Raw genomic sequence first — 16,989 nt, 5'->3', positions numbered from 1 at the left:
CGGCATCATGCGCGTCTATATCGGTTCCGACCACGCCGGCTTTGAACTAAAGAACCACCTCGTCGAGTGGCTCACGGCACACGGCCACGAGCCCGTCGACTGCGGTCCCCACATCTACGACGCCCTCGACGACTACCCGCCGTTCTGCCTGCGTGCCGCCGAGAAGACGGCCGCGGACCCGGACAGCCTGGGCATCGTCATCGGCGGCTCCGGCAACGGCGAGCAGATCGCCGCGAACAAGGTGAAGGGGGTGCGCGCCGCCCTCGCCTGGAGCGAGCAGACCGCCGCCCTCGGCCGCGAGCACAACAACGCCAACGTGATCTCCGTCGGTGGCCGGATGCACACCCAGGAAGAGGCGACCAAGTTCGTCGAGATCTTCCTGAACACCCCGTACTCCGGTGACGAGCGTCACACCCGCCGGATCGACATGCTGTCGAAGTACGAGACCACCGGCGAGCTCCCCCCGATCCCCGCGCACCACCCGCAGGAGCCGACCGCCTGATGCCCGAGGGGCACACCATCCACCGGCTGGCCGCCGACCACCGCGAGCGGTTCGGCGGCCGGCCCGTGCGCGTCTCCAGCCCCCAGGGCAAGTTCGCCGACTCGGCGGCCCTGCTCGACGGGACGACCCTGGAGACGACGGAGGCCCACGGAAAGCACCTCTTCCTGGGCTTCCCCGGCGAGGAATGGATCCACATCCACCTGGGCCTCTTCGGGAAGGTGAACTTCGGCGACGCCCCGGTCCCGCCGCCCACGGACACCGTCCGGCTGCGCCTCGCGAACCCCGACTCGTACGTGGACCTGCGCGGACCCACCACCTGCGCCCTGATCACGGACGCCGAGAAGCAGGCGATACACGCCCGCCTCGGCCCGGACCCGCTCCGCGAGGACGACGACCGGACGAGGGCCTGGCACCGGATCTCGAAGTCCCGCACGACCGTCGCCGCCCTCCTCATGGACCAGAAGGTCATCGCCGGCGTCGGCAACGTCTACCGCGCCGAGGTCCTCTTCCGGCACGGCATCGACCCGTACCGCGCGGGCAGGGACCTCGCGGCGGGGGAGTGGAACGCGATCTGGGAGGACCTGGCGGTCCTCATGCGCGAAGGCGTCCGCCTCAACCGCATCGACACGGTCCGCCCCGAACACACCCCCGAGGCCATGGGCCGCCCGCCCCGCGTGGACGACCACGGCGGCGAGGTCTACGTCTACCGCCGAGCCCAGATGCCCTGCCACATCTGCGGCGACGAGATCCGCACGGCCGACCTCGCCGGCCGCAACCTCTTCTGGTGCCCGCGCTGCCAGAGCGCCTAGCTCCTGGCTCCTAGAACCCGTGCGGCAACCACGGCGCGACGGGGGACCCGAAAGCCACGGACGCCTCGACCAGCGCCCCCTCGCGCAGCTCCCGCACCCGCCCGGCCGCCGCCAGCGACACCAGCGAGGTCCCGCCCAGGTACGCCGCCCCCAACTCTCGCACGGTCAGCGCGAGATCGGGCGCGTCTCCGGTACGGACACAGACCGCCCCCTTCGCGTCCCCCGTGAGCCGCCACCGCCCCGCGTTCCACGGACAGAACGCGTCCTCCACCTCGAACACCACGTCCACCGGCGCCTGATACGTGCGCGCCTCCAGCGCCGCGCCCACCTCCACGAGCCGCACGTGCAGCACGTCCCGGAGCGTCGGCTCGCACCGCCGTACGTCGCTCACCAGGTGCTGCCAGCCGTCGTCCACGGGCCGGCTGTGGACCCGTACCGACGAGGTCAGGTCCACCGAGCAGAGGAACCGCCACAGCGCCGCCTCGGCCACCGGATCGAGTCCCATCACCTGGTGCACGCCCACGGACCCGTCGGCCCCCGCGGAGGACCAGTCCACCTTGACCGCGTAGTGCGCGAAGCCCACGACGTCCCCGTCCCGCTCCGCGAGCACGCAGAGCCGCGGCGACGCGCCCTCCCGGTCGCCCGCCGGGTCGAGCAGCGGCAGCCGCTCCCATCCGGGCCGCCGCGCGAGCATCCCGGGCCGCGCCGGCACGAGCTTCGCGTACACCGCCTCGCAGGCCGCGGAGGACTCCCTCAGGTCGGCCCGGCGCAGGGAGACCCCTTCCACACCCTCCGGCACGGCGAGCCGCACCCGGTTCGTGTCGATGGTGGCCTTCGTCGCGTACGAGCCGACGCCGTAGCCGAACCGCCCGTAGATCGCCGGCTCCGAGGCCGTGAGCACCGCCAGGCACTCGCCCGCCGCCCGCAGGTCGTCCAGCTGCCGCCGCATCATCGAGGTCAGGATCCCGCGCCGCCGGTGCGTCCCCGCCACGCTCACCATCGTGACCCCGGCCGCCGGGACCGACGCCCCGCCCGGCACCGTGAGCAGAAAGCTGAACGCCCCCGCCGTACCCACGCACAGCTCACCGTCCCAAGCACCCAGGGAACGGTCGAACTCGGTCAGATCACGCCACAGCTGCCGCTCCTCCGGCGCCTCCGGCACGCCTCCGAACGCGAGCTCCAGCACCCCGTACCAGCGGTCCCACTCCGACGGGTCGAGAACCCGCAGTTCAGTCGTCATATGCCATCGATATCAGCGGCACGCGCCCGGGGCGACCCGATTTCACGCACATTGTCACCTGGGGTACCCCTGCACGATGTCCGACGAGATGGATAGGGTCCAGGCCAATGGGACAGCGCGCCGGAGTGAACACGTACGCGGCCCGGACACGCAGGCGCGTGCGCCGGGCCCGCGTCGCGCTGCGCAGATCCGCCGTCGACTACTTCCGCGGCGACGGCGCCGACTGGCTCGCCTTCGCCGGACTCCTCCTGATGATCCCCGCCATCGCGTGCGGGACCCTCCTCGACCCCGTCTGGTGCGCCCCCGCCGCCCTCGTCCTGCCCATCGTGGCCGGCGGCCTGCTGCTCCGCCCCGCCAGCCTGCTCGGTCTGTACGCGGCGGCCGCCGGCGCCCTCATCGTCGAGTCCGTCGTCCTCGGCCCGTACACCCAGGGCCCCGCCAGGGTCACCCCCGGCACCGTCCTGGTCGTCGCCGCCTGCGGACTCTTCGGGCTGCTCATCGCCCAGTTCCGGGCCCGGGTCGGCGTGCCCTGGCGGCGCGGCGGCACCATGCTCTTCGACCTGCGCGAGCGCATCCGCGTCCAGAGCGCCCTGCCCCGGCTCCCCCAGGGCTGGCACCGCGAGATGGCACTGCGCCCGGCCGGCGGCCAGTCCTTCTCGGGCGACTTCGTCGTCGCCGCCCGCACCCACGGCGGACGCACCCTGGAGGTCGTCCTCACCGACGTGTCCGGCAAGGGCATGGACGCGGCCTCCCGCTCCCTGCTGCTCTCCGGCGCCTTCGGCGGCCTCCTCGGCTCCCTCCCGCCGCACGGCTTCCTCCCGGCGGCCAACGGCTACCTCCTCCGCCAGAACTGGGACGAGGGCTTCGCCACCTCGATCCACCTCGTCCTCGACCTGGAGTCCGGCGACTACGAGCTCTTCTCCGCCGGCCATCTGCCCGCCCTCCAGCTCCACGCGGGCAGCGGCCGCTGGGAGGAGAAGGCCGCCGACGGGCCCCTCCTCGGCGTCTACGACGGGGCGGAGTTCCACCCGGTCAAGGGCTCGCTGCGGCCCGGCGACGTCCTGATGCTCTTCACCGACGGCCTGGTGGAGGCCGCCGACCGGGACATCGCCGAGGGCATCGACCGCCTGACCGGCGAGGCCGACCGCTGCGTCGCCGAGGGCTTCGAGGGCGTCGCCTGGCACCTGATCGAAGCCGTCGCCAAGGACGTCAACGACGACCGGGCCCTGCTGCTCCTCTCCCGCCCCGCCTGACGTGATCTTCTGCACGACGATTCGTCACCCGGCAGCCAGGGCAGGGGGGTTGGTGGCACGATGGAGACAGCGGGGGGTGTTCCGAGACAGGGGCTCCCTGGTGGGCAAGGTGGGACCGACCAAGGGTGTGATCAGTTGTGGCCATTTCACTGTCTGTGGTGTTGCTGTTGGCAATCATCCTGGTGGTGCTGATCCGCGGGGGGAACCTCAAGGGCGGCCCGGCCGTGGTCGCGGTCCTCTTCGGCTTCTTCCTCGCCTCCACCGGCATGGCCGACGACATCCAGCGCTTCCTGGACTCGATAACGCAGACGATCGCCGCCATAAAGTTCTGAGCGGGCGTGCCGCGCGTACGACGAAGGGCCCCCGCCGAGACCGGCGGGGGCCCTTCGCGTGAGACCGGTCGGGTCAGAACAGCCGCGTCCCGGCCGGCACCGCGCCCTGGACGGCCTGGGCGGCGCCCGGAGCCCCGTCCTCGCCCACCGGTCGCAGCGCGAGCGCGCCCTGCCGGTCACCGGTGACCAGGTCGATCCGCCCGTCCTCGGTCAGGTCCCCGACGGCGACCAGCGAGGGCACCTGCCGGGCACTGAAGCCCGAGGCAGCGACCGTCACGGGTGCGACCAGCTGCTGTGGAGCGTCCGTGCCGTAGTCGACGCCGAAGTACTCCAGCGCGCCGCTGCGGGTGTCACGCGCCCAGAACGCACCCAGGAGGGCGTTCGGGGTGGTGTCCGAGGCGACGAGCTCCTTCGTTCCCCAGCCGCTCGCGGCGAGGACCGTCGGCTCGGAGACGTGGATGCCCTGCCAGCTGGAGTACACGGTGAAGTAGAGCAACCGGCCGTTCTGCACGGCGACCAGGCCCGGGGAACCGTAGTCCTGGCGGCTGACCGCGAACCGGGTGACACCGGACCAGTCGAACCCGGTGATCTCCACCGGCTCCCCGAAGCCGCCCTCGCCGTCGCCCGGGTACGCGAACAGCTTCCCGTCCCGCAGCGCCACGAGGTCGTTGCGGACGTCGTTCGCCTGCTGCGGCCCGTACCGGTTGAGCAGCCAGCCGGCCCGCGCCACACGGGTGTTCGTCCAGTCCCGGGCGTCGGCCGCGGTCGGCGCCGCGAAGCCGCCGCCCTCCCGGCCCGCGAGCAGCGTCAGGCGGCCCGCCGCGTCGACGCCGAGCAGATCGGGGCGACCGTCACTGTCGTAGTCGCCGAACGGCTCGATGAAGGGGTACGCGACCTTGTAGTACCCGTATGCCGTCGGGGAGATGTTGCCCGCCCGGTCCACCGTCCGGGCATAGAGCGTCGCGGGTCCGGTGCGCTCGGGCGAGACGAAGGTGGCGGTCGCGGTCCCGTCCGCCTCCACGGGCACCCACTGGCTGTCGCAGCCGTTCTCGGACACCCCGATCTCCCGCTCGGGGTTGAAGCAGAAGCCCTTGGCCTCGGTGCCCGGAGGCAGGCTGAACCGCACCGTCCGGGTGACCCCGGAAGGCGCCCCCTGCGGGTACTGCTCGGAGTCCGTGAACGTGACCGCGGGAGTCTCGGGAGCCATCTGGTCGGTCCTGAATCCACAGGGCGCGGTCCACGCCGAGGCCCCCGTGGCCCCCTCGATACGGGCCTGCCACCAGTAGGGCCCCTCCTGCGGGACCTGCGCCCGCAGCACCTGGAGCCGCGCCGTCGACCCGGGGACCGTGGCGACGAGCACGTCGACCGCGGGAGCCGCCTCCTCGCCCTGCTTCCACAGCTGGAAACGGGTGTTCACGAGCGCCCCGTCGCCGTCGCCCGCCGCCTTCACGGACAGGCTCAGGTCGTTGTTCCCCACCCACGGCAGCTCGCCGGCCGTCGCGCACCCGCCCGGCCAGAGCGTCGGCTCGGCCGGCGTGTACGGGAATTCCGCCGCCCGCGCGGTCCCGCCGCCCAGCAGCCCGGCCGCACAGGCCAGCGCCAGCGCGGCCACCACGGCGGGTCTTCTCTTCTTCTCCATGTGTTCCCTCCCCGGATCCGTTGATCAACGGCGGGAACGTATCCCCGGGCAGGGCGCGTGCGCGCGGAAATAACGGCGGAACAGAGGGGTCCGCGCCAGACGTGACCGGGAAACGACCACGGCCCGGTCCGCGAGAAGCGGACCGGGCCGTGGGCCTGTTGGAGCGGGTGACGGGAATCGAACCCGCGTAGCTAGTTTGGAAGACTAGTGCTCTACCATTGAGCTACACCCGCACAGCATCGCGCCGCAGGTCCCGAGGACCGCGGCACGAGGAGCATGGTAGCCGGTCAGGGGCGTATCGCGCACACCCGGAAAACAGGGGGCGCCGCACAGTCCCCGTCCATGTACCCTACGTGTCGCACCGACGGGGTGTGGCGCAGCTTGGTAGCGCGTCCGCTTTGGGAGCGGAAGGCCGTGGGTTCAAATCCCGCCACCCCGACCATGACGATCACGCGCCCACCTCGCGCGTTCTTGATCACGTTGTGGGCGTCATCCCGCTTGCGGTTACTATGCAAGCTGCGTGCCCGTGTGTCTTTCTGACCGGGCCGACCCGCCGGAACCGCCACACGCGGCCCCGGCGGATTCCAGGAATCAGCCACAAGGAGACCGAACCGTGAAGAGCGCCGTGGAGACCCTGAACCCGACCCGGGTTCGGCTCACTGTCGAGGTGCCCTTCGAGGAGCTCAAGGACAGCCTCGACGCGGCGTACAAGAAGATCAACCAGCAGGTCACGGTCAAGGGCTTCCGTAAGGGCAAGATCCCGGCTCGCGTGATCGACCAGCGGTTCGGCCGCGGCGCCGTGCTGGAGGAGGCCGTCAACGACGCGCTCCCGAAGTTCTACACCGAGGCCGTCAACGAGGCCGAGGTCAACCCGCTCGGCCAGCCCGAGGTCGACATCACCGAGCTGAAGGACGGCGAGCTGCTGGCCTTCACCGCCGAGGTCGACATCCGCCCGACGATCGAGATCCCGGACTACTCCGGCATCGAGGTCACCGTCGACGCGGTCGAGGTCACCGACGAGGACGTCGAGAAGTCCGTGGAGCAGCTCCGCGAGCGCTTCGCCTCGACCTCCCCGGTCGAGCGCGCCGCCCAGGACGGCGACGTCGTCACCATCGACCTCGAGGCCAAGGTCGACGGCGAGGTCCTGCCCGACGGTGTCGCCTCGGACGTCTCGTACACCATCGGGTCCGGCGAGCTCCTCGACGGCATCGACGAGGCCGTCAAGGGCCTGGAGGCCGGCGGCGAGGCCACCTTCACCTCGCAGCTGAAGGGCGGCTCCGCCGAGGGCAAGGATGCGGAGGTCACCGTCAAGGTCACCACCGTCGCCGCCCGTGAGCTCCCCGAGCTCGACGACGAGTTCGCGCAGCTGGCGTCGGAGTTCGACACCCTCGACGAGCTCAAGGCCGACAGCCGCAAGCGCCTCGAGAACATGAAGCAGTTCGACCAGGCCACCCAGGCCCAGGAGCGCGTCCTCGACGAGCTCCTCAAGCTGGTCGAGGTCCCGATGCCCGAGAAGCTTCTCGAGGACGAGATCAACACCCGCAAGCACAACCTGGAGCACCACCAGCTCGGCCAGATGGGCCTCGACCTCGCGAAGTACCTGGAGATCCAGGGCAAGACCGAGGAAGAGTTCCTGGCCGAGACCAAGGAGCAGGCCGAGAAGGGCATCAAGACGCAGTTCATCCTCGATGAGCTCGTCAACAAGGAGAAGCTCGACGTCTCCCGCGAGGAGCTCACCGAGCACCTGTTCCGCCGTGCCGCCTCCTCCGGCATGAGCCCCGACCAGTTCGCCCAGGCCGTGGCCCAGCAGGGCCAGGTGCCGATGCTCGTCGGCGAGGTCGCCCGCGGCAAGGCCCTCGCGGTCGTCGTCGAGGCCGCCACGGTCAAGGACACCAACGGTGAGGTCGTCGACCTCTCGGACGACGAGGACGAGGTCGTCGAGGCCGCCGCCGAGGCCGTCGAGGCCGTCACCGGCGAGGCCGAGGTCTCCGAGGACAAGTAAGGGCCCCCGCCCCCGGCGGACCCTGCTCCACGGGCCCGTACGCACTCCTGTGCGTACGGGCCCGTGGACGTACGCGGATCCCCTTACACACCCCCAACTACCTTGCGCTCCCAGCGAACAGTTCGGGAACCGGGATGGCGTTGTCCGACCTGCGCGTTAGGGTCCATGAATACGAGGGCACTGCCCTCAGAACAAGACGCTGAGACGGCTTGGGGCCGTCGGAGACGAGCAGGTGGATACGTGACGAATCTGAAGCCTTACGCCGCGGGTGAGCCGTCCATCGGTGGCGGCCTCGGCGACCATGTCTACAACCGGCTGCTCGGCGAGCGGATCATCTTCCTCGGCCAGCAGGTCGACGACGAGATCGCCAACAAGATCACCGCGCAGATGCTCCTCCTGGCCGCCGAGCCGGAGAAGGACATCTTCCTGTACATCAACAGCCCCGGCGGCTCGGTGACGGCCGGCATGGCGGTCTACGACACCATGCAGTTCATCCCGAACGACGTCGTCACCATCGGCATGGGCATGGCGGCCTCCATGGGCCAGTTCCTGCTCACCGCCGGCACCCCCGGCAAGCGCTTCGCGCTGCCGAACACCGACATCCTGATGCACCAGGGCTCCGCCGGCATCGGCGGCACCGCCTCCGACATCAAGATCCAGGCCGAGTACCTCCTGCGCACCAAGAAGCGCATGGCCGAGATCACCGCGCACCACTCCGGCCAGACCGTCGAGGCGATCATCCGCGACGGCGACCGCGACCGCTGGTTCACCGCGGAGGAGGCCAAGGAGTACGGCCTCATCGACGACATCATCACGCACGCCGCGGGTGTTCCGGGCGGCGGCGGCACGGGCGCCTGAGCGCCGGCAGCCCGCCGAAGAGCCCCCAGCCCCCTCTGAACGCCACCAGGACGGTGAACACCCAGATGCAGAACAACCTCTCCCCGAGCGGCCTCTACACCGGCGCGCCGATGGACAACCGCTACGTCGTGCCGCGCTTCGTCGAGCGCACCTCGCAGGGCGTGCGCGAGTACGACCCGTACGCGAAGCTGTTCGAGGAGCGCGTGATCTTCCTCGGCGTGCAGATCGACGACGCCTCCGCCAACGACGTCATGGCGCAGCTGCTGTGCCTGGAGTCGATGGACCCGGACCGCGACATCTCGATCTACATCAACAGCCCCGGCGGCTCCTTCACCGCCCTCACGGCCATCTACGACACGATGCAGTTCGTGAAGCCCGACATCCAGACGGTCTGCATGGGCCAGGCGGCCTCCGCCGCGGCCGTGCTGCTCGCCGCCGGCACCCCCGGCAAGCGGATGGCCCTGCCGAACGCCCGTGTGCTGATCCACCAGCCCTCCGGCGGCACCGGCCGTGAGCAGCTCTCCGACCTGGAGATCGCGGCCAACGAGATCCTGCGCATGCGCAGCCAGCTCGAAGAGATGCTGGCCAAGCACTCCTCGACGCCGATCGAGAAGATCCGCGACGACATCGAGCGCGACAAGATCCTGACGGCCGAGGACGCCCTGGCGTACGGCCTGATCGACCAGATCGTCTCCACCCGCAAGAGCACGGCCTCCGCCGAGCGCTGACGCCCGACCTTCTCTCGGCACGGTTCGCAGGGCCTTCGCGGCCCTCGTGGCCGAATCGCGACCATGTGAACCGTGCCAAGGGGGGCCCGAACGGGGGGCCCGGCAAGGTACCGTCGAATATGAGGCACCAGGAGTCGCTGAACCAAGCGCTCCCAGGCGAAGGGGAAGCACCTCGTGGCACGCATCGGTGATGGCGGCGATCTGCTCAAGTGCTCGTTCTGCGGAAAGAGCCAGAAGCAGGTGAAGAAGCTCATCGCGGGACCCGGTGTGTACATCTGCGACGAGTGCATCGACCTCTGCAACGAGATCATCGAGGAAGAACTCGCGGAGACGAGCGAGGTGCGGTGGGAGGAACTCCCCAAGCCCCGCGAGATCTACGAGTTCCTCGAGGGGTACGTCGTCGGGCAGGAGCCCGCGAAGAAGGCCCTCTCGGTCGCGGTGTACAACCACTACAAGCGCGTCCAGGCCGGCGAGAACGGCGGCGCGCAGGGCCGTGACGACGCCATCGAACTGGCGAAGTCCAACATTCTGCTGCTGGGTCCCACGGGTTCGGGCAAGACGCTCCTGGCCCAGACCCTGGCCCGCATGCTCAACGTCCCGTTCGCCATCGCCGACGCGACGGCGCTGACGGAGGCCGGCTATGTCGGCGAGGACGTCGAGAACATCCTGCTCAAGCTGATCCAGGCGGCCGACTACGACGTCAAGAAGGCCGAGACCGGGATCATCTACATCGACGAGATCGACAAGGTCGCCCGTAAGAGCGAAAACCCGTCGATCACGCGTGACGTGAGCGGTGAGGGCGTGCAGCAGGCCCTCCTGAAGATCCTGGAGGGCACGACCGCCTCCGTCCCGCCGCAGGGCGGCCGGAAGCACCCGCACCAGGAGTTCATCCAGATCGACACGACGAACGTGCTCTTCATCGTGGGCGGCGCGTTCGCCGGCCTGGAGAAGATCATCGAGTCGCGGGCGGGCGCCAAGGGCATCGGCTTCGGGGCGACCATCCGCTCCAAGCGCGAGATCGAGGCGAGCGACCAGTTCCAGGAGGTCATGCCGGAGGACCTGGTGAAGTTCGGGATGATCCCCGAGTTCATCGGCCGTCTCCCCGTGCTCACCTCCGTCCACAACCTGGACCGCGAGGCGCTCCTCCAGATCCTGGTCGAGCCGCGCAACGCGCTGGTGAAGCAGTACCAGCGCCTCTTCGAACTCGACGGCGTGGAACTGGACTTCGACCGCCCGGCCCTGGAGGCCATCGCCGACCAGGCGATCCTCCGCGGCACCGGCGCGCGCGGCCTGCGCGCCATCATGGAGGAGGTCCTCCAGTCGGTCATGTACGAGGTCCCGTCCCGCAAGGACGTGGCCCGCGTGGTCATCACGGCCGACGTCGTCCGCAACAACGTCAACCCGACGCTGGTCCCGCGGATCGTGAAGAACGACGGCAGGCACGAGAAGTCGGCCTGAGCCGCCCGGACATGGAAGGGGCGCCCCGCCGACCGGCGGGGCGCCCCTTCTCCGTGTGCGGGCCTCGGATCAGGCCTTGACGCGGACTTCCTTGCGGAGCTTGGCGGTGGTGGCCGCGGCGTCCTCGAGGGAGCCGCCCTTGCCCGACATCATCGAGGCCATGTCGACCGGGACGACGAAGCCCACGGTGCTGTGGTCGGCCCACACGCACATCGGGATGGTGAACGCGGGCGCGCCGGTGGACGCGTCGGCCTTCGTCTTGGCCTGCTGGCACTTCAGGACCGCGCCGTCGAGGTCGGCGGGCGTGTACGCCTGGGGGCTGCCCTCCAGCTGCGGCGCGTCGCCCTTGCCGGCGTCCTTGTCGGCCTCGACCTTGGCGCTGGTGAAGATGGCGTCGACGACCTTCTCGGGGTCCTCGATCTCGCCGTACAGTCCGTTGAAGGAGAGCATCTTGGCCGCGAGCGGGTTGGCCTTGTTCTCCACCTGGTAGGAGGCCTTGACCTGCTGGGCGTTCTTGACGCCGTTCTGCTCGGCCTCCTTGAGGGAGTCGTCACCGCTCGACTTGCCCTTGTCCGGGCCCTTCTTGTACTCGCCGAGCACCGTCTCCGGGGTGATCAGCTTGTGCGGGCCGTCGTCCGCGACCGAGGCGCCGCCACCGCCGCCGATCACGAAGTACGCGGCCACGCCGATCGCCGCGACCGCCGCGACCGCGCCGATGATCCAGCCGGCCTTGGACTTCTTCGGGGCCGGCGGGTGGGGGACGTAGCCGCCGGGGCCCTGCGGGGCGCCGTACTGGGGCTGCTGGCCGTAGGGGCCGGGCTGCTGGGGCTGCTGCGGGTAGCCGTAGGGGGGCTGCTGCGGCGGAACGCCCTGCGGGGCCTGCTGGGGGTATCCGTAACCGGGCTGCGGAGCCTGCGGCTGGCCGTACGGGCCGGGCTGCTGCGGCTGCTGGCCGTAGGGGCCCGGCTGACCGTAAGGACCGGGCTGCTGGCCGCCGTACGGACCCGGCTGGTTGTAGCTCATCGACAGGTTCCCCTCACAGGATGTTTATGTCTGCCGAACATCCTGGCGGAACCCGTGGCCGGTAAGTGCGGCGGGGGCCACACCGTTACCGAACCAAAGCGTTTCAGGACAGCACCGGGACACCCCTAAACTGGCCCCGTGACCGAGAACACTCAGCAGCAGACAGCGCCCACCACCGAATTGCCGACCCAGTACGCGCCGGCCGAGGTAGAGGGGCCGCTGTACGAGCGCTGGGTAGAGCGCGGGTACTTCGAGGCGGACGCGAAGAGCGAGAAGCCGGCGTACACCATCGTCATCCCGCCGCCGAACGTCACGGGCTCGCTCCACCTGGGCCACGCCTTCGAGCACACGCTGATCGACGCCCTCACCCGCCGCAAGCGCATGCAGGGCTTCGAGACGCTGTGGCAGCCGGGCATGGACCACGCCGGCATCGCCACCCAGAACGTCGTCGAGCGTGAGCTCGCCAAGGAGGGCAAGTCCCGCCACGACCTGGGCCGCGAGGCCTTCGTCGAGCGTGTCTGGGAGTGGAAGGCCGAGTCCGGCGGCCAGATCGCCGGCCAGATGCGGCGCCTCGGTGAGGGCCTCGCCTGGAGCCGGGACCGCTTCACCATGGACGAGGGCCTGTCCCGCGCCGTCCAGACCATCTTCAAGAAGCTCTACGACGACGAGCTGATCTACCGCGCCGAGCGCATCATCAACTGGTGCCCGCGCTGTCTGACGGCCATCTCCGACATCGAGGTGGACTACCAGGAGGACGACGGCGAGCTCGTCTCCATGACGTACGGCGAGGGCGAGGAGACCATCGTCGTCGCCACGACCCGTGCCGAGACGATGCTCGGTGACACCGCCGTCGCCGTCCACCCGGACGACGAGCGCTACGCCCACCTGATCGGCAAGCGGATCAAGCTGCCGCTGACGGACCGTACGATCCCGGTCGTCGCCGACACGCACGTCGACCCCGAGTTCGGCACCGGCGCCGTCAAGGTGACCCCGGCGCACGACCCGAACGACTTCGCCATCGGCCAGCGTCACGACCTCGAATCCATCGAGGTCCTCGACGAGCGCGGTGTGATCACCACCCACGGCCCCTTCCAGGGTCTGGACCGCTTCGAGGCCCGCTCCGCGATCGTCGCCGCCCTGCGCGCCGAGGGCCGGATCGTCGCCGAGAAGCGCCCGTACGTCCACTCCGTGGGCCACTGCTCGCGCTGCAAGACGACGCTGGAGCCGCGTCTGTCCCTGCAGTGGTGGGTCAAGGTCGAGACCCTCGCCAAGGCCGCCGGCGACGCGGTCCGCGACGGTCGCGTCAACATCCACCCGGCCGACATGTCGCAGCGCTACTTCGACTGGGTCGACAACCTCAACGACTGGTGCATCTCGCGCCAGCTGTGGTGGGGCCACCGCATCCCGGTCTGGCACGGCCCGAACGGCGAGCTGGTCTGCGTCGGCCCGGACGAGGAGCCGCCGACGGGCGAGGGCTGGACGCAGGACACCGACGTCCTCGACACGTGGTTCTCCTCCGGCCTGTGGCCGTTCTCCACGCTCGGCTGGCCGGAGCAGACCCCGGACCTGGAGAAGTTCTACCCGAACTCCGTCCTGGTCACGGGCTACGACCTGATGTTCTTCTGGGTCGCCCGGATGATGATGTTCGGCCTGTACGCGATGGACGGGCAGCCGCCGTTCCACACGATCGCGTTCCACGGCATGGTCCGCGACGAGTTCGGCAAGAAGATGTCGAAGTCGTTCGGGAACACGGTCAACCCGCTGGACTGGATGGACAAGTACGGCTCCGACGCCCTGCGTTTCACCCTGGCCAAGGGCGCCAACCCGGGCGTCGACGTCCCGATCGGCGAGGACTGGGTCCAGGCGTCCCGGAACTTCGCCAACAAGATCTGGAACGCGACCCGCTTCGCGATGATGAACGGCGCCACGATCGAGGGCCCGCTGCCGGACGCCTCCGAGATGTCGGCGACCGACCGCTGGATCCTGTCCCGCCTGAACAACGTCGTCGCCGAGGTGGACGCCTACTACGACGACTACCAGTTCGCCAAGCTCGCCGACGCCCTCTACCACTTCGCGTGGGACGAGGTCTTCGCCTGGTACGTCGAGCTGTCGAAGACCACGTTCTTCGCGGGCGGCGAGGGTGCCAAGGTCTCCGGCCGGGTCCTCGGCGAGGTCCTGGACGTCATGCTGCGGCTGCTCCACCCGATCGTCCCGTTCGTCACCGACACCCTGTGGACGACGCTCACCGGCGGTGAGTCCCTCGTGATCGCCGACTGGCCGAAGGACAGTGGCTTCCGCGACGAGGCCGCCGAGAAGGAGATCGAGCTCGTCCAGCGGGTCGTCACCGAGGTCCGCCGCTTCCGCAAGGAGCAGGGCCTCCAGGACGCCCAGAAGGTGCCGGCCCGCCTCGCGCTCGACGGCACCCCGCTCGTCGCGCACGAGGCCGCCATCCGCCAGATCCTGCGGCTCCAGCCGGAGGGCGAGGGCTTCTCGGCCACCGCCACCCTGCCGGTCGCCGGTGCCACCGTCGCGCTCGACCTCTCGGGCACGATCGACGTCGCCGCCGAGCGCAAGCGTCTCGCGAAGGACCTCGCGGCGGCCGAGAAGGAGAAGGCGCAGGCCGAGGCCAAGCTCGGCAACGAGGCCTTCCTGGCCAAGGCGCCCGACAACGTCGTGGACAAGATCAAGGGCCGTCTCGCCAAGGCGGACGAGGACATCGCCCGCATCCAGACCCAGTTGGCGAACCTGCCGCAGGCCTGATCCGGACAGCCGAAGGGGCCCGGAACCGCTTCCCGCGGTTCCGGGCCCCTTCGGCTTTGTCCGTTTGTGGGTGACATCACGCGACTTGTGACCGAAGTCCATGGGCCCGGGACGAAAGACCCGGGATGATGGAAGGCATGCTCCGCCTCCCCACCGTCCCCGCGCTCCGCCGTTGCGTGGACCGGTGGGCCGCCTCGCCCCGCGCCCTCGACGTCGTCGCCGCGCTCAGCGCCTTCGGCCTGATGGTCCTGGACGTGCCGGGGCTCGCCCGCGCCGACAACTCCCTCACCGGCGTCACCGCGACCCTCGTCCTCGCCGCCGGCGCGGCCACCCTCGTCCTGCGCCGCCGACTGCCCTGGCTGCCGTACGCGGTGGCGCTCGGCCTGATGGGCTGGCTCCACGAGCTGACCATGATCCAGTTCGCGCTGTACTCGATCGGCCGGTTCCGCGGGCGGCGCGCCGCGACCGCCGCGACCCTGCTGTACGTCGCCGTCGCGTACGCCTACTTCCTCATGCCCGGCTGGCCCGCCGAGCACGGCGAGACCCTCAGCGACTTCCTCAGCCTGGTCGTCCCGATCGGCGTCCTCGCGGCGGGCGTCGGCATCGCCGCGTACCGCCAGGACCTCGTCCGCGCCCTGGAGGTCCAGCGCCGCGACGCCGCCGCCCGGCAGGCCGTGCAGGAGGAGCGGATCTCCGTCGGCCGGGACGTCCACGACCTGGTCGGCCGCGAGCTCACCGTCCTCGCGGTGCGGGCCGAGGTGCTCGCCGTACGGGCCAGGGGAGAGACCCACCAGAAGGACTTCGAGGAGCTCGCGGACACCGCCCGGCGCGCCCACCTCATGCTCAACGAGACGATCGTGCGCCGCGCCGACCGGGACGCCGCCACCCCCGGCCTCGAAGGGCTCACCGAACTCGCGGGGGAGAGCGAGCGGATGGGCAGCCCCGTCGAACTGACGGTCGCCGAGGAGGCCAAGGCGCTGTCCCCGCTCCGGCAGGCCGCCGTCCACCGCGTCGTCCGGGAGTGCCTGACGAACGCCGCCAAGCACGCGCCCGGCCTGCCCGTGACGGTCGCGATCACCGTGGCGGGACCCGATCTGCGGATCGAGGTGCGCAACCCGCTGCCGAAGAGCCCGCCGGACCCGGCGCCCGTCTCGACCGGCACGGGCCTGTTCTCGATGGAGGAGCGCGTCACGAGCATGGGCGGCACGCTGAAGGCCCGCCGGGAGGACGGCGCCTATGTGGTGACGGCACTGCTCCCGACGGGTCTCTAGCTGAACGCACCGTCTCCGCCTTCCCCAGCACCCGCTGGAGCCCGTCGAAGTCCTCCACGCACCGCCCCTAGCCCAGCGCGACACAGTCCAGCGGCTCGTCCGCGACGAAGACCGGGATGCCGGTCGCCGAGGCCATCCGCAGGTCCAGGCCCGGCAGCAGCGCCCCGCCGCCGGTCAGCACGATGCCGTGCTCCATCACGTCGCCGGACAGCTCCGGCGGGCACTCCTCGAGCGTCACCCGTACGGCCGCGATGACCGCCTCCACCGGCTCGTCGAGCGCCGCCCGCACCTCCGGCACCGTCAGCTCCACCGTCCTCGGCAGCCCGCTGACCTTCTCCCGCCCCCGCACCGTGAACGTCCGCCGCTCGAAGTCCTCGCCGCCCGGCACGGGCCAGGCCGAGCCGATCGCGACCTTCACGTCCTCCGCCGTCCGCTCGCCGATCAGCAGCGAGTGCTCCTTGCGGACGAAGTCGGTGATCGCCGAGTCGAGCCGGTCGCCGCCCACCCGCAGCGACTGGGCCGTGACGATGCCGCCGAGCGAGATCACCGCCACCTCGGTCGTGCCGCCGCCGATGTCGACGACCATCGAGCCGCGCGGGGAGGAGACGGGGAGCCCGGCGCCGATCGCCGCCGCCATCGGCTCCTCGATGAGGTGGACCGCCCGCGCCCCCGCCGAGAGGGAGGCGTGCACGATGGCCCGCCGCTCGACCTGGGTCACCCCGCTGGGCACGCACACCACCATCCGGGTGCGGGGCCGCCGGCGGCCCGGGACAGCCTTGCGGACGAAGTGCCGGATCATCTCCTCGGCGGCCTCGTAGTCGCTGATCACGCCGTCCCTCAGGGGCCGGATCGCGGTGATCGAGCCGGGTGTGCGGCTGGGGGTCCCCCCAGGCCCCGGGGCCTAGGGGGAGGTCTCCTTCGCCTCCGTGCCGACCGCGAGGGCCTGCCGGGAGCCCTCCTGGACCGCCACCGCGGACGGTTCGTTGAGCACGATGCCCTGGCCCCGGGCGTAGAGGAGCGTGTTGGCCGTGCCGAGGTCGATCCCTATGTCCATGATCGCCAAGTTTGCCGGGGTGATCGCGCCGACGGTGGACCGAAAGTCCCGAAAGGGGTG

The 16,989-nt window shown here is 70.5% G+C and carries 13 protein-coding genes, 2 tRNA genes and 1 pseudogene; 11 read left to right on the top strand and 5 right to left on the bottom strand.

Going from position 1 to position 16,989, the window contains the following annotated elements; all coding sequences use genetic code 11:
- Window positions 1–7 precede the first annotated feature (7 nt).
- Window positions 8–502 (top strand): ribose-5-phosphate isomerase, encoded by a 495-nt coding sequence (locus AB5J54_RS14015; protein ID WP_369144244.1) that lies wholly within the window; start codon window positions 8–10, stop codon window positions 500–502.
- The gene (locus AB5J54_RS14010) at window positions 502–1,311 is read left to right on the top strand and encodes an Fpg/Nei family DNA glycosylase (RefSeq protein WP_369144243.1); all 810 of its coding nucleotides are present in this window, start codon (window positions 502–504) and stop codon (window positions 1,309–1,311) included. Before AB5J54_RS14015 ends, AB5J54_RS14010 begins: the two co-directional genes overlap by 1 nt.
- A gap of 10 nt (window positions 1,312–1,321) precedes the next feature.
- Here the strand turns inward: AB5J54_RS14010 and AB5J54_RS14005 are convergent, their stop codons facing one another.
- Window positions 1,322–2,551, bottom strand: coding sequence for a GNAT family N-acetyltransferase (locus tag AB5J54_RS14005; RefSeq protein WP_369144242.1), 1,230 nt, complete (start codon window positions 2,549–2,551; stop codon window positions 1,322–1,324).
- A gap of 107 nt (window positions 2,552–2,658) precedes the next feature.
- Between AB5J54_RS14005 and AB5J54_RS14000 the strand changes: the two genes are divergently transcribed.
- Together AB5J54_RS14000 and AB5J54_RS13995 are read left to right on the top strand one after the other, a co-directional pair.
- Complete coding sequence (locus tag AB5J54_RS14000) at window positions 2,659–3,804, top strand: PP2C family protein-serine/threonine phosphatase (protein WP_369144241.1); 1,146 nt, start codon at window positions 2,659–2,661, stop codon at window positions 3,802–3,804.
- Window positions 3,805–3,941: 137 nt separating this feature from the next.
- Entirely contained in the window at window positions 3,942–4,136 is a 195-nt protein-coding gene (locus tag AB5J54_RS13995) for a hypothetical protein (protein WP_041129234.1), read from the top strand.
- Between the two features lie 73 nt (window positions 4,137–4,209).
- Here the strand turns inward: AB5J54_RS13995 and AB5J54_RS13990 are convergent, their stop codons facing one another.
- Together AB5J54_RS13990 and AB5J54_RS13985 are read right to left on the bottom strand one after the other, a co-directional pair.
- On the bottom strand, window positions 4,210–5,775 hold the full coding sequence (locus tag AB5J54_RS13990) for a hypothetical protein (protein WP_369144240.1): 1,566 nt from the start codon (window positions 5,773–5,775) through the stop codon (window positions 4,210–4,212).
- 159 nt (window positions 5,776–5,934) lie between these two features.
- A tRNA-Gly gene (locus AB5J54_RS13985) sits at window positions 5,935–6,008 on the bottom strand.
- Between the two features lie 132 nt (window positions 6,009–6,140).
- Here AB5J54_RS13985 and AB5J54_RS13980 point away from each other — a divergent pair.
- From AB5J54_RS13980 to clpX, 5 genes are all read left to right on the top strand, one after another.
- Window positions 6,141–6,217: transfer RNA gene (locus tag AB5J54_RS13980), tRNA-Pro, on the top strand.
- A gap of 171 nt (window positions 6,218–6,388) precedes the next feature.
- Window positions 6,389–7,777: a trigger factor gene (gene tig / locus AB5J54_RS13975; RefSeq protein WP_369144239.1), complete on the top strand. Its 1,389-nt coding sequence runs from the start codon at window positions 6,389–6,391 to the stop codon at window positions 7,775–7,777.
- 240 nt (window positions 7,778–8,017) lie between these two features.
- Window positions 8,018–8,635, top strand: coding sequence for an ATP-dependent Clp protease proteolytic subunit (locus AB5J54_RS13970; RefSeq protein WP_369144238.1), 618 nt, complete (start codon window positions 8,018–8,020; stop codon window positions 8,633–8,635).
- A 65-nt stretch (window positions 8,636–8,700) separates the two neighbouring features.
- Entirely contained in the window at window positions 8,701–9,363 is a 663-nt protein-coding gene (locus AB5J54_RS13965) for an ATP-dependent Clp protease proteolytic subunit (protein ID WP_030684990.1), read from the top strand.
- A 174-nt stretch (window positions 9,364–9,537) separates the two neighbouring features.
- Complete coding sequence (gene clpX / locus AB5J54_RS13960; RefSeq protein ID WP_015033605.1) at window positions 9,538–10,821, top strand: ATP-dependent Clp protease ATP-binding subunit ClpX; 1,284 nt, start codon at window positions 9,538–9,540, stop codon at window positions 10,819–10,821.
- 69 nt (window positions 10,822–10,890) lie between these two features.
- On the opposite strand, the gene AB5J54_RS13955 is transcribed toward clpX, so the two are convergent.
- Complete coding sequence (locus AB5J54_RS13955) at window positions 10,891–11,844, bottom strand: hypothetical protein (protein WP_369144237.1); 954 nt, start codon at window positions 11,842–11,844, stop codon at window positions 10,891–10,893.
- Window positions 11,845–11,982: 138 nt separating this feature from the next.
- Here AB5J54_RS13955 and AB5J54_RS13950 point away from each other — a divergent pair, with 138 nt between their 5' ends.
- Entirely contained in the window at window positions 11,983–14,604 is a 2,622-nt protein-coding gene (locus AB5J54_RS13950; protein WP_369144236.1) for a valine--tRNA ligase, read from the top strand.
- A 137-nt stretch (window positions 14,605–14,741) separates the two neighbouring features.
- On the top strand, window positions 14,742–15,875 hold the full coding sequence (locus AB5J54_RS13945; protein ID WP_369144235.1) for a sensor histidine kinase: 1,134 nt from the start codon (window positions 14,742–14,744) through the stop codon (window positions 15,873–15,875).
- A 67-nt stretch (window positions 15,876–15,942) separates the two neighbouring features.
- On the opposite strand, the pseudogene AB5J54_RS13940 reads toward AB5J54_RS13945, so the two are convergent.
- Window positions 15,943–16,929: pseudogene (locus AB5J54_RS13940) on the bottom strand (rod shape-determining protein).
- Window positions 16,930–16,989 lie beyond the last annotated feature (60 nt).

It is taken from the genome of Streptomyces sp. R44, assembly GCF_041053105.1.
Classification (GTDB): Bacteria; Actinomycetota; Actinomycetes; order Streptomycetales; family Streptomycetaceae; genus Streptomyces.
The sequence above is the reverse complement of the archived record's forward strand: the minus strand, read 5'-3'. Positions and strand labels throughout refer to the sequence as shown.

Excerpts from the sequence above, each read along its gene's own strand:
- AB5J54_RS14000 (WP_369144241.1), top strand. The coding sequence starts at position 2,659 with ATGGGACAGCGCGCCGGAGTGAACACGTACGCGGCCCGGACACGCAGG.
- AB5J54_RS13955 (WP_369144237.1), bottom strand. The coding sequence starts at position 11,844 with ATGAGCTACAACCAGCCGGGTCCGTACGGCGGCCAGCAGCCCGGTCCT.
- AB5J54_RS13945 (WP_369144235.1), top strand. The coding sequence starts at position 14,742 with ATGCTCCGCCTCCCCACCGTCCCCGCGCTCCGCCGTTGCGTGGACCGG.
- AB5J54_RS14015 (WP_369144244.1), top strand. The coding sequence starts at position 8 with ATGCGCGTCTATATCGGTTCCGACCACGCCGGCTTTGAACTAAAGAAC.
- AB5J54_RS13965 (WP_030684990.1), top strand. The coding sequence starts at position 8,701 with ATGCAGAACAACCTCTCCCCGAGCGGCCTCTACACCGGCGCGCCGATG.
- AB5J54_RS14005 (WP_369144242.1), bottom strand. The coding sequence starts at position 2,551 with ATGACGACTGAACTGCGGGTTCTCGACCCGTCGGAGTGGGACCGCTGG.
- AB5J54_RS13990 (WP_369144240.1), bottom strand. The coding sequence starts at position 5,775 with ATGGAGAAGAAGAGAAGACCCGCCGTGGTGGCCGCGCTGGCGCTGGCC.
- AB5J54_RS14010 (WP_369144243.1), top strand. The coding sequence starts at position 502 with ATGCCCGAGGGGCACACCATCCACCGGCTGGCCGCCGACCACCGCGAG.